An 11,912-nucleotide genomic window follows, 5' to 3' on the forward strand; every position below is an offset into this window, starting at 1 on the left:
ATTTATGAATTCTTGCACATCGTCAAAATCCGCCTTAAGACTGGTTCAAACGCCGCCCACCAGCTTATAATGATGGAGAAATAGTTGGTATTGATATCGACACTGGAGGAATAATTATGGAACAACGTCAATATGTCTGCCCCAAGTGTGGCAACGAAAGCTACGACCAGGATCAGTTTCAGGCAACCGGCGGCACTTTTTCCAAGCTGATGAACGTGCAGAACAAGCGGTTCATCACCATCAGCTGCACGCGCTGCGGCTACACGGAACTGTACAAGGCCGAAACCGACAAGGGCATGAACATTCTCGACTTCTTGATGAACAGCTAGTAAGTGGCCGGTGCGCAAATACGCGCGCCGGTTTTATTTTGCCCGGATTTGCCATGGAACGCGTTCCATGTTTTACAATTAGGACATCAATGAAACTAGGGAGCAAATAATAGCATGATTAAACACATCTTCTCCGACATGGACGGCACCATCCTGAATCCTGATGGCAATATCACCGCCGAAACGGTCACTGCCGTTAAGCAAAGCACGATTCCACTCACACTGGTCTCGGCGCGTGCTCCCCTCGAAATGGCGGCGACAATTGACGCGCTCAACCTGCACGAACCCCAGATTGCGTTCAACGGCGGCCTGATTTTCCAGCCCCAGGCAGACGGCGTGCACTACATCGATGAGAACCCCATCGCTACCGCAACGGCTGCGGCCATCATCGACCAGGTAACCGCGAACCTGCCGGACGTTTCCGTCAGCTACTACAACCACACGGATTGGTTCGCGGGCAAGCTGGATGCAGGGATTGAATTCGAGCAGAAATTAACGGGGCAGACCGCCACTATCGCCAGTCGGGAGCAGACTTTTGCTCAACCCGGGTTCAAGCCGTTCAAAATTATGTTCATCACGTTCGATTCGCAGCTGATGGAACGGCTCCACCAACTGCTCAATGGACTGCAGCTCAAGGGCGTTGCCATTCAGCAATCCGGTGCCGCCTACCTCGAAATCACCAGTGACCGGGCCAAGAAGTCCCACGGCATCAACTACATTTTGCAGCGCGAACACCTGACAGCTGCCGAAACGGCCGGCTTCGGGGATGGTCACAACGATCTGCCAATGCTGAACATGGTGGGGCTGCCGGTCGTCATGGCTAATGCGTTGCCTGCGATTAAGGCGGTGGCTAAACACGTCACCAAGAGCAACCTCGAAAATGGCGTCGCGTTCGCTCTGAAGAATTTGCCCGAATTTAACGCACCCAATAAGGAAGTGATTTAAATGGTTACCATTCGTGATATCGCCAAGATGAGCGGGCACTCCATCTCAACCGTCTCGCGCGTAATGAACCACAGCGGCTACGTGTCTAAGGCGGTTCGCGCCAAGGTTGAGCAGGTGATTGCGGAGGCCAATTACGTTCCTAACGACATTGCGCGCGACCTGAGTATTGGCCAAACTCACAACATCGGCGTTGTCATTCCCCACGCGGACCACCCATACTTCACACAGCTAATTCACGGGATTCTGGCGGCGGCTGTTCCCAGCCATTTTCGTGTCACGATTCTGCCGTCTGCCTATAGCGAAGAGCTTGAGCACCGCTACTTGGAACAACTGCGCCGGGGTCTCTTTGACGGTCTCATCTTCACCTCGCACGGTGTGCCCCTAACTACGTTGGTCAACTACCTCCAATACGGCCCAATTGTCGTGTGCGAAGACCCGGGATCACTCCCGCTGCCAGCCGTCTTTTCTAACCGCGAGACTGGTTACCATGAAGCCTTCAGTTGGTTAAAGAAGCAAAACGCCACTAACATTGCCTTCATGTTCAGTCGACCAGCACCAGAAAGTGCGACCAGCACCGCGACACTTACAGCCTTCAACAAAGTGTTCACGACCATGCCCAGCTCCAACTGGATTCTGGACAATATCACAACCTTCCGTGACGGATATGCAGGCGCGGAAAAAATGCACAACCAAAAAATGCAGGTCAAGTACATCTTTACGAACGGTGATGACGTCGCTGCAGGTGCCCGACAGTTCTACTTGAACCACCATTTGCCGGTACCAACGCTCATTGGTCAAGAAGATCAACTGTCCGGTTACTTACTGGGACTGCCCACCATTAACCACCACTTTAATGAAATTGGACAACGGGCCTTCACCCTCATTACGAACAAGCCTAATCCCGGAACAGTTATCAGTGTGCCGTCCGAATTCGTTTTGCCCGCAAATCGTATTTACGCGTAAAAAATACCGCCCCGTTTTGCCGAACACAGACAAAACGGGGCGGTATTTGCGTTAATGCTTCCGCCGCATCAGCAGGTAATACAGGAGTGCAGCCAGCGCCATGGCCACGAACGTCGCACCAACCGTGTGCGCGATGAAGCCGACGTGGCGCAGTGCGAAGTACATCGCCACCCCGAACGCCCAGCTGGCAATCGCACGCCAGTTGAAGCCGCCGCGGTACCAGTACTGGCCATCCACTAACGTCATGTCGTCGACCACGTACTCGCGCCGGCGCAGGATATAGAAGTCAACCAGGAACACCGCAATCTCAGGGCCCAGGAACATGCCAATCATGTCAAGGAAGGCGGTGAACGCCGCGAGGAACGTGGTGAAGAATAGCGGCACGAACGAGACGGCCGTGGCCACCAGGGTCACAAGCCACAGCGCGGGTTGGAGCCGCAGCCGGTGGAACATGTTCGTGACCGCCGAGCCGGCCGCCATCAGGTTGACCGCGTTGGCCGTGGTGCTGGTGATGACGATGACCAAAAGCGCGAGAATCCCGAGGCCAAGCTTGGTGGCAATCGTCGACGGATCAGATGAATTCGGGTCGTACACACCGCTCGTGATGGCCGCCGTGATGGTCGCCGTCAACCCGATGAACGCGAAGACGAACAGGCCCACATTGGCGCCGAGGAACGACCAGGTCGTCGCCGCGCTGCGTTTGGTGCCAAAGCGCGAGAAGTCCGCCGCGGCCGTGACCCACGCCAGGTTGAACGCCGCGAGCACATCAATCGCCGCACCCGATGTCATCTTGAAGTGCCCCGCCGGCCGCCACGCCATGATTTCAGCCAGTGATGCGTGCTGGAATACCACCACGGTTTCCCACGCGACCAGCGCCATGACCAGCACGATGCCGACGCGCTCAATCATGCGCACGGAACGTTCACCCAGCGAAATCGAGGCCAGGTGCAGCAATGACATGATAATGATCCCGACGATGAGGCCCTTGTTACCGCCTGGCGTGCCGTATGCGGGCCACCCCAGCAAGTCTTTGAGAATCACCGAAATCGAAATCGCGGCGATGAACGTGTTAGCCGCCGCCCAGCCGATGAACTGCACCACGTTGATGATGGACGGCAGAAACGAGCCGCGCAGGCCGAATGCCGGCCGGGTCAGCGCCATCGCGGGCAGGCCGGTGCGGTAGCCCATGTAGCTGGCCAGCCCCAGCAGGACGTACGACAGAATTCCGCACACAATCAGGGCCGTGGATGCCGTCAACATCCCCGCCGCGGCAATCACGCCCCCGATATACCACGTCCCGTTATTCGCGTTCGCCCCAATCCAGGTGGCGAACAGATCCCAATTGCCCATCGCGCGGTCAGATTCTGGCACCGCCGTTACTTTGCCCTTACGCACTGCAATTCCTCCGTTCGTGCGGCCGCAAGAAATACGCCCGCCAATTTGCACATTGGCAAAATTGTAGCACAGGACTTACGCATGTACGGAGATTAAAAAAATTATGTTCCACGGCGATCAACTGCCGCCCGCTGTTTCACAAATGACGGTGTTCCATTACCAGCCACACAATCCCATCAATGACCACCAGCAGCAATAGCATCAGGCTCATAAACGCGAGCCAAGTAACCAAGATACTCATCCCGTTCACCTCCACCTCAACTACAGCATACGGGGCGAATGTTGCCGGGGCGTTGTGCAAACGTAAACACAATGTGTACGTTGTGTAAATTTGACGAAGCGAGTGCCCTCTTTTCACGTGCGAAACAAAAACAACCCCTCGCTCAAACACTTAGGGTTGTTATCAATACTGGATGACGATTGACTGTCAGTTATTTTGCCACTAAATTGCTAAAATTACGTAACGAACTTGTCAATTCGTAAATATTCTGCTGCATGTTCAAAGTTAAAACATGGTTTGATATGAAGTCTTTCGGTAAGCCACTTTAGTTCTTTTAGCATTTTTATATGCGACGGACAAAAAAGTACCAGCATAATTTCTCATGCTGGCACTTTGTCAATATCACACTTATTTGTCTTCCTTGTGCCCGTACGTCAACCTAATCAGCGCCGACTGGACAACCGGCAAGATAATCACGAGGATAATCAGTCCGATAATAACGCCCAGTGCAACCTGAATCAGTGTCAGCACGCCAGATGGCATGAGGGCGGCAAACGTCCCGCCGAGGATAATCGCGGCGGAGAGGACAACCGCACCGATGATGGCACTCGCGGAGATAATCCGTTCGTCCGGATCACCGCCGTTTTGCCCGAATTCACGGTACTTCATCATCAGGAAGATACTGTAGTCCACCCCAAGCGCGATGAGCATGACGAACGTGAAGAACGGCGTGTTCCAGGTCAATTCGTTCTGACCCAGGAAGGCGGTGCTGACGAAGCGCGTCAAACTCAGACTCGTGATGTAGGCAATCAGCAGGGTGCCCATGATGTAGAACGGCTGCAAGATGGACCGGGTGACAAACATGAGGGCCAGGAGAATCCCGACAATCATGATGGCCGCGGTGCGAATGAAGTCGCCACTAGCAATGTGCTGGGTGTCACTCGTTGCGGCAGTCTGGCCACCAATGGCAACCTTCGCGCCCTTGAGACTGGTGCCCTGCAGTTCATGCTGGACAATCGTCTGCATCTTGTCGACCTTGGCCATTGCCTTGGCGGAGCTAGGGTCAGCCTTCAGCACGATGGTCATGCTGGTAGTCTTGTGGTCAGAGGACATGTACTGCTTGAGCGCCTGCTTGTACGTCTTGCCCTTCAATACGGACTTTGGCACGTAGTAGTTGTTGCCCACGCTGGACTTCTGCAGGCCAGTGAGGTAACTGTTGGCACTCTTGACCCCGTCGTTCACGGTGCCAACCCCGTTAGCCGCGCTCTTGAGCCCGGTCTGCAAGGTCTTCATCTGACCAACGAGCCCTTGAAGCGTGCTGTACATGGTTTCCTGACCCGCAACTTCTTGCTTGAGGCCCTTGGTGATGGCTGGCGTCTTGCTTGCCAGTTCATTTTCACCATTGGCCAAAGTGTTCAGGCCAGTAGAAATCTGGCCGGCACCGTTAGCCAGCTGACTGGAACCAGAGGCAGCGGACTGCACCCCACCAGTGTAAGCGGTAATCCCGGTAGCGAGCTGCTGCAGGGAGTTGATCAGCGTGGAGTTGCCGATGGTGCTCTGGATGGTACTCTGGTTGGTCAGGTCAACGCCGGAGCCGTTAACCCCGTTGTTGAGCTGGGTCGCAATGCTGGAGGCCGTGTTCGTGGCACTCTGCAACTGCTGCAGGCCGGCGTTCAGTTCCGCCATCTTGCCTGGCAAAGCACTGAGTTGCTTCAAGTCATCCTTGACGCTGCTCAGGGAGTCCAGCTGCGTGGAGGCTGAGTCAATCAGCTTCTCCATGTCGGATAACTGGGACTTCATGCTGTCAACTTCGGTGGTGCTTGGAATAGCCTTGGCCATCGCACTCAGCTGACTGAGCGAACTCGTGTCCAGCTTGTCCATTGCCTTCATGGCCGGACTGAGCTTTTGCGTCATGTCCATCGTGTTCTTCACGTTGGTGTTGGCGTAGGTCATGATGCGGTCGGCATCGGCCTTGACCGTTTCGTCGTCGGTTTCGTTCTTAATCTTGAGGGCTGCCGAAGCAATCCGCAGATCATTTTCCGAGTTGCCCTTCAGCGTGTCGGTCAACGTGGTCTTGAGTGTGCCCAAGGACCCGGACATGGCCGCGAGCGCCGTCAGGTTATCCTTGTTCGCACTAGCTGCAGAGAGCATGTCCATCATCTGGTCGGCAGAAGCGAGCATGGTCTTCGCCTTCGCCAGCTGCTGCTTCATGTTCTGGAGCTGGGCCATCTTGGAGGTCAATGCGGCTTGCTTGCTGGAAAGTTGGCTAAGCTCGCTTTGACTCTGGGCCACGGCGGCAGCTAACTGCTGCGTGCCGGCATTGATCTGCTGGTTGTAGGCTGCCAAGCCGGCGATAGCCAGTGGCATCTGGGCACTCTGGCTCATCAGCTGGTTGACCCCGCCGTTCACGGCATTCGACTTCCTGGACAGAGTCTGCAGACCGGAATTCAACGTCCCGAGCCCGGAATCCAGCACGCTCGCGCCGCTTTGAAGCTTGGTGGCGCCACTTGCCAGTTGCTGCGTGGCGGAGGTGACCTGCGCGCTCCCGGTTTCGAGCTGCTTGGAGCCGGCAATCATCGTTTTGACGCCGTCCAGGCCGCTTTGCATATCGGAGCTGCCGAGCTTGCTGGTGGCTTCGCGCAGACCCTTGTTGATCTTCGCGAGCCCGGCACCTGCAGCATTCATCCCCGTCGTGACGGTCCCGAGTTGGTCCTTCACGTACAGGGCCTTAATCTTGGTCCCACCAGGCTGGGTAACGGAAGCGACGGTCTTCACGCCGTCTTCCTGCTGCAGCTTCTTGGTCACGCGATCGATGACGTCGAGGTACTTTTCTTTATTTAACTTCTTGTCGCTCTGAATGTAGAGGGTCGCAGGTTCCGCGGTCCCCTTGGAGAAATGCTTCTGGACGACCCGGAATCCGACCTTGGCCGGCAGCGTGTCGCTCAGTTCAGCCGTCGTGTCGTAGTTCAAGTTGTTGTTGTACATCAACATGAACGGCACGGTCACGGCGAGCACAATCCCGAGCGAAATCAGGGGGTGCAAAACCGCGCTGTGGGACAGCCGGTGCCAGAGCTTGCTGGACGTGCCGCCCGCGAACTTCTTCTCGGGCCAGAACATCCGCTTGCCGAGAACCGCCATGAAGAATGGGTTCAGGGTCAGCAGTTCCAGCAACAGGACGGCAACCCCAACCGCAACGCCGAATGCGGAGCGGTAAATGGAGAACTTCGCCAGACCCAGCGCGGAGAACCCGATGAGCAAGGACAACCCGGAGTACAGGATGGTCCGCCCGGCAATCTTGCGCGCCTTGGTCGTGGCTTCGTGTGCTTCCAGGCCCGCCGACAGTTCCGCTTTGTATTGATCATACAGCAGGATATTGTAGTCGGTCCCAATCCCGAACAGCACGACGACCATGAAGACCTGCGTGAAGTCAGACAGGGGGAACCCAAAGTACTTGACCAGGTTCATGACCAGTGACAGTGAGGTAATCACGGAAATCCCGACGGTGGTCAGGGAGATTACCGGCACCACTGGCGACTTGAAGACCAGAATGAGCACGATGAAGATGAAGACGGCCGCGATTACTTCGGTCTTCTTAATCCCCTCCTGCGTCGAGGTACTGAAGTCGTCGGTCAGGATATCCCCACCGGTGACGTACGTCTTCACGCCGCTGGTCTTAGCCAGCTTCTCGATGTTCGTCGCAGTCTGGCCCGCTTGGATTTTTTTCGAGACTTGCAGCTGCACGAGCTGGGTCGTCTTGTCCTTGGACACCAATTGCTTCTTGGTCTCAGCGTTGTCCGTTGGGGCCATAATTTGTTTAATCTTGTATTTGTCCGCGTTCCGGTGCAGCCGCCCGACAGTCTTATTGATTGCGTGCTTCTGGCTGCTGGTCAGTGGCTTGTCGCCGTTGTTGAACACAACGACCACCTGCCGGACATTATTCAGGCCGCGACCCCAATCTTTTTGAATGGCCGTCGCCACCTGGCTCTGGGCCGAATCCGGAATCTTGGTCTGCCCATATTCCCGAATCAGTTGGGGCATGTTGGGCAATGCGACAACCGCAACGATAATCGCAATGACCCAAGCAACCAGTGCCCCAACGTGGTTTTTGACTAGTTTCTGCATATCTACAAACGCCTTTCCTCTTCTTCTCCGTTACCGTGCGCGTGTGCAAAAAAATGTGAAAACGCGTCACGTCGCGAAGATAACAATAACAATTGTAATTATGCAGGTAACTGACGTAAATCAATTTTCGACGATTAGCGGCATATATGACAAATTGTCGCAGGGAGTTTCTGAAAAGGAAGGACCAAAAATTGCAGGTACTACTGATAAAACGATATCGCTATAATAGTTATTGGAGGCACACATCATGACAAACATTTTCGAGAACCGTCAGCCCGTCGCGGACAAGCTGCTGGCGTTCGGCTTCACCCAGCACCAAAGCACTTTTACATACACCGCCCCACTGGTCAGTGGCCTAAACATTACGGTCATGGTGGTCGGCACGCAAGTTAACGCTACCGTGCTTGATCCCGAAACCGGCGACCCCTACACGCTGTACCGGAATGCTGGCAACACCGGTGCGTTCGTGGCGCAGGTGCGGGCGGCGTACACCGACTGCTTGCAGAAAATCGCGGACGCATGCTTCACGCCCGCCACGCAGTCCGTGTTCACACAGGAACAGACCACCGCAGTACTGGCAGCCGTCGCAAAACAGTATGGCGATGACCCCGAGTTTCTCTGGCAGAAGTTCCCCGGTAACGCCGTATTGCGCCGGCCAGACACGCACAAGTGGTACGCGGCGATTTTGAAAGTACAACCCGTTAAGCTCGGCTTGACCGGCGACGCGGAGGTGGAAGTCCTCGACCTGCGTGCGGATCCGGAAGAATTAACCCAGCTCGTGGACAACAAGCTGTATTTCCCCGGCTACCATATGAACAAGAAGCACTGGTACACCATCGTGCTGGACGGACAGGTGGCAACCGCCGAACTGCTGACGCGGCTTGCGGCGAGTTACGCGCTGGCGAAATGACGCGGGTGGGTGGTTAAATTGGGCCTAGGCTGCCCACTGCCAACATTACTCGAAGTAACTCACTCTTGGCCATAATGATTTCATTAATTTTGTCACCAGCATAACAGTAGAGTTCATAATCCGAGTTAAGCGCAACTTTAGTCCCAGTTAAAATTTGGTCAATTTGCCGATTCAAATCGGAATTTTCGCCAACTATTTTATTTTTGAATTGGAGTTCAAATGCCGTCATACCATCATCACTTAATTCAAAACGACCATCAGCCAATTTATAAACTGAAATTTCCACAGGATCCCCGTTTTGCTTAGTGAACACGGTTGTAATTTCATATTCTGGTTGTGAATCCGTTCCAACCATCTCAATTTGTTCTCCAGCTGCAATCCAGCCATTGGGCTCGTTGAGTTGTTCCTCTAGCATCATTTTTCTTCAACGCCTTTCTGATTCATTTGAATATTGACAAATTTGAGAAAATCGATGAACGTCTGTAAAGGTTCTTCAACGGTTTGAAAATCATCCGCCGAGATTGCCTGCGCATTCTCAGTGTGATTGTGGGTATGTGCAGAGTATACGTGCATGTGGTTATATGTTTGCGTAACAAGGTCCCCGTGATTCTTATGTTTGCCCCCGATATCAAGACGAATAAGTTGAGTTCCATCATTCTTAAACCGCAAGCTGATAGAATACTTAATTTGTTTCTTCATTCGTCGATAGTACTGAAGAACTAGTTCATCACCTGCGCCAACAACGTCAATATCAACCCGTAACACACCTTTCCTTTGTGCTGCAATTTTCTTCTCCATTTTGCGCAACTCTGCGTTTGAAATTGGATGCTTAGTTGTCTTTAACAACCACTGCACCTCCGAATTAGTTAAATTATCATGTACCAACTTCATCGCGCTCACTTCCTATTTGCCTGATACAAATAGATTTCGCAAACGCGCGTAATTTCCCCGCAGCACCACTCAGGCTTAACTAATCTTTAAACCTACCCAAATGGTAAATCCGCCCCGCACCTGCCGCAACAGTTGTAGTCATGCCCTTAACCACACAAAAAGCCCCACGGCCATTCCGGTCGTGGGGCTTCGTTCATCTTCAGCTAATCGCCGTCTGCAGTGCCAGTTCAATCATCTGGTTCAAGGTCAGCTGGCGTTCCTCGGCCGACAAGTGTTCGTCGCGCACCAGGTGGTCGGACACCGTCATGATGCCGAGCGCCTGACGCCGATACTTGGCCGCCAGCAGGTACAGCGCCGGCACCTCCATCTCGGTGGCGAGCACGCCGTAGTCCGTGAGCTTGCCGCGGTCGAGGTTGTCGTTGTAGAACTGGTCCTCGCCAAGCACGTTGCCGACGTGGAAACTCAGCTTGCTGGTTTCAGCAATCGTCGCCGCTTTGCGCAACAGGTTGAAATCCCCCGTGGGCGCGAAGGATACGCCGGGCCCGAACGTGTTCACAATCATGCTGCTGTCGGTCGTCGCCGCCTGGGCGAGCACGATGTCGCGCAAGTGCACTTCTTCCGCCAGCCCGCCGCACGTGCCGGTGCGAATCAGCCGCTGCACGCCGTAGTCCCGCATCAGTTCGGTCGAGTAGATGGCGATGGACGGCATGCCCATCCCCGTCGCCTGAATCGACACCTTTTGGCCGCGATAAACGCCGGTGTACCCGTAAGCCGCGCGGACCTCGTTGTAGCGCACGACGTCAGTCAGGAAGTTCTCCGCCATGTACTGTGCGCGCAATGGGTCGCCCGGCAGTAGAACCGTGTCGGCAATGCTGCCGGCTGGTGCATTAATGTGTGTACTCATGAAAAAAGTCCCCCTTCTAACTGCGTCGTTACTTCAATTCGTCCAGGAATGACTTGCCGAACTCGCCAGCTGGGACGCCGAAGTTGGCGCAAATCGTGGCGCCCATGTCGCTAAATGGTGAGCGAATGCCGAGGTTCGCGCCACCTTCAAGTGCCGGACTGTACGCGATGATTGGTACGTATTCGCGCGTGTGGTCGGTGCCCGTGTACGTTGGGTCGTTCCCGTGGTCGGAGGTGATCAGCAGCAGGTCGTCATCGTTCATGGCTGCGAGCAGTTCCCCGAGCTGTTTGTCAAAGAGCGCCAGAGCTTCTGCATAGCCGTCCGCATTGCGCCGGTGGCCGTACATCGCATCGAAGTCAACGAGGTTGGCAAACACAAAGCCTGCACGATCGGATTTAACCACCTTGATGGTCTGGTTCATACCGTCTTCGTTGCTGACGGTGTGAATCCCGTCGTCGAGGCCAATGCCGGAGAAGATGTCGTTGATTTTGCCAATCCCGTAAGTTGGCACACCGGCCTTCTGCAGCCGATCGAGGTCCGTTGGTTGGTCCGGAATCAGCGCGTAGTCGTGCCGGTCGCTGGTGCGGGTGAAGTGGTCCTTGTCGATGTACGTGTACGGCCGCGCGATGATGCGCCCGATGCGGTATGGTGCGTCGCGGGTGATGCTGCGGGCGAATTCACAAATCTTGTAGAGTTCAGGCACGGAAATCAGCGCGGTGTTGGCCGCAATCTGGAGCACCGAGTCACCGGATGTGTAGACAATCAGGTCGCCGGTTGCCAGCTGCTCGTCCCCGTAGTCGTGGATGACATCGGTCCCGGAGTATGGCTTGTTGACGATGCACTTGCGCCCAGAGAATTCGGTGATTTGGTCGAGGAGTTCTTGCGGGAAGCCGTCCGGGAAGAAGCCGAGTGGTTCGGTGACGGGCAGACCCATCATTTCCCAGTGGCCATCCATCGAGTCCTTGCCGGCGGAAATCTCGTACATCTTGCCGTACGCCGCCTTGGGGTGGGCCACCGGCTTGAGGTATGGCATTTCGCTGTCAGCACGAATGTTACCCAGACCCAGGCTCAACATATTAGGCAACTGCCAGTCCGGCCCCATGTGCGCGCTGATGTGCCCGTACGTGTCCGCACCGGAATCGCCGAACTTGGCCGCGTCTGGTGCGGCACCAATCCCAACCGAATCCGTCACAACTGCAATAATGCGTTTGAAAGTTTTTTTCGTCATCACAT

General features: G+C 54.9%; 10 protein-coding genes. 4 read left to right on the forward strand and 6 right to left on the reverse strand.

The genetic code is table 11. The features are described from left to right. Positions 1–116: 116 nt before the first annotated feature. The 3 genes from FC18_RS06265 to FC18_RS06275 all read left to right on the forward strand — a co-directional run bounded on the left by FC18_RS06265 (position 117) and on the right by FC18_RS06275 (position 2,237). A complete protein-coding gene (locus FC18_RS06265) occupies positions 117–329 on the forward strand; it encodes a zinc ribbon domain-containing protein (RefSeq protein WP_054678469.1) in 213 nt (70 codons plus the stop codon). A 114-nt stretch (positions 330–443) separates the two neighbouring features. Next, a complete protein-coding gene (locus tag FC18_RS06270) occupies positions 444–1,274 on the forward strand; it encodes a Cof-type HAD-IIB family hydrolase (RefSeq protein WP_054678466.1) in 831 nt (276 codons plus the stop codon). Then, entirely contained in the window at positions 1,275–2,237 is a 963-nt protein-coding gene (locus FC18_RS06275) for a LacI family DNA-binding transcriptional regulator (RefSeq protein ID WP_054678463.1), read from the forward strand. A gap of 51 nt (positions 2,238–2,288) precedes the next feature. On the opposite strand, the gene FC18_RS06280 is transcribed toward FC18_RS06275, so the two are convergent. Together FC18_RS06280 and FC18_RS06285 are read right to left on the reverse strand one after the other, a co-directional pair. Continuing rightward, complete coding sequence (locus FC18_RS06280; RefSeq protein ID WP_056975760.1) at positions 2,289–3,632, reverse strand: cytosine permease; 1,344 nt, start codon at positions 3,630–3,632, stop codon at positions 2,289–2,291. A gap of 628 nt (positions 3,633–4,260) precedes the next feature. Continuing rightward, entirely contained in the window at positions 4,261–7,974 is a 3,714-nt protein-coding gene (locus tag FC18_RS06285) for an MMPL family transporter (protein ID WP_056975762.1), read from the reverse strand. A gap of 247 nt (positions 7,975–8,221) precedes the next feature. Here FC18_RS06285 and FC18_RS06290 point away from each other — a divergent pair, with 247 nt between their 5' ends. Further along, positions 8,222–8,884 carry an MmcQ/YjbR family DNA-binding protein gene (locus tag FC18_RS06290; RefSeq protein WP_056975763.1) on the forward strand — a complete coding sequence of 221 codons (663 nt, stop codon included), beginning with the start codon at positions 8,222–8,224 and terminating at the stop codon, positions 8,882–8,884. Positions 8,885–8,897: 13 nt separating this feature from the next. Here the strand turns inward: FC18_RS06290 and FC18_RS06295 are convergent, their stop codons facing one another. The 4 genes from FC18_RS06295 to FC18_RS06310 all read right to left on the reverse strand — a co-directional run bounded on the left by FC18_RS06295 (position 8,898) and on the right by FC18_RS06310 (position 11,907). Continuing rightward, positions 8,898–9,302 carry a DUF1828 domain-containing protein gene (locus tag FC18_RS06295; protein WP_082404025.1) on the reverse strand — a complete coding sequence of 135 codons (405 nt, stop codon included), beginning with the start codon at positions 9,300–9,302 and terminating at the stop codon, positions 8,898–8,900. Then, positions 9,299–9,775 carry a DUF6978 family protein gene (locus FC18_RS06300; RefSeq protein ID WP_056975765.1) on the reverse strand — a complete coding sequence of 159 codons (477 nt, stop codon included), beginning with the start codon at positions 9,773–9,775 and terminating at the stop codon, positions 9,299–9,301. The genes FC18_RS06295 and FC18_RS06300 overlap by 4 nt, the downstream gene beginning before the upstream one ends. A gap of 199 nt (positions 9,776–9,974) precedes the next feature. Further along, complete coding sequence (gene deoD / locus FC18_RS06305; protein WP_054678445.1) at positions 9,975–10,679, reverse strand: purine-nucleoside phosphorylase; 705 nt, start codon at positions 10,677–10,679, stop codon at positions 9,975–9,977. A gap of 28 nt (positions 10,680–10,707) precedes the next feature. Next, a complete protein-coding gene (locus FC18_RS06310) occupies positions 10,708–11,907 on the reverse strand; it encodes a phosphopentomutase (RefSeq protein WP_056975767.1) in 1,200 nt (399 codons plus the stop codon). Between the last annotated feature and the right edge of the window lie 5 nt (positions 11,908–11,912).

The sequence above is a fragment of the Lacticaseibacillus sharpeae JCM 1186 = DSM 20505 genome (assembly GCF_001436225.1).
Lineage (GTDB): Bacteria > Bacillota > Bacilli > Lactobacillales > Lactobacillaceae > Lacticaseibacillus > Lacticaseibacillus sharpeae.

What these genes read in the sequence shown, in the direction of transcription:
- FC18_RS06265 (WP_054678469.1), top strand. Translation starts at nt 117, where the DNA reads ATGGAACAACGTCAATATGTCTGCCCCAAGTGTGGCAACGAAAGCTAC.
- FC18_RS06310 (WP_056975767.1), bottom strand. Translation starts at nt 11,907, where the DNA reads ATGACGAAAAAAACTTTCAAACGCATTATTGCAGTTGTGACGGATTCG.
- deoD (WP_054678445.1), bottom strand. Translation starts at nt 10,679, where the DNA reads ATGAGTACACACATTAATGCACCAGCCGGCAGCATTGCCGACACGGTT.
- FC18_RS06295 (WP_082404025.1), bottom strand. Translation starts at nt 9,302, where the DNA reads ATGATGCTAGAGGAACAACTCAACGAGCCCAATGGCTGGATTGCAGCT.
- FC18_RS06285 (WP_056975762.1), bottom strand. Translation starts at nt 7,974, where the DNA reads ATGCAGAAACTAGTCAAAAACCACGTTGGGGCACTGGTTGCTTGGGTC.
- FC18_RS06275 (WP_054678463.1), top strand. Translation starts at nt 1,275, where the DNA reads ATGGTTACCATTCGTGATATCGCCAAGATGAGCGGGCACTCCATCTCA.
- FC18_RS06290 (WP_056975763.1), top strand. Translation starts at nt 8,222, where the DNA reads ATGACAAACATTTTCGAGAACCGTCAGCCCGTCGCGGACAAGCTGCTG.
- FC18_RS06270 (WP_054678466.1), top strand. Translation starts at nt 444, where the DNA reads ATGATTAAACACATCTTCTCCGACATGGACGGCACCATCCTGAATCCT.
- FC18_RS06300 (WP_056975765.1), bottom strand. Translation starts at nt 9,775, where the DNA reads ATGAAGTTGGTACATGATAATTTAACTAATTCGGAGGTGCAGTGGTTG.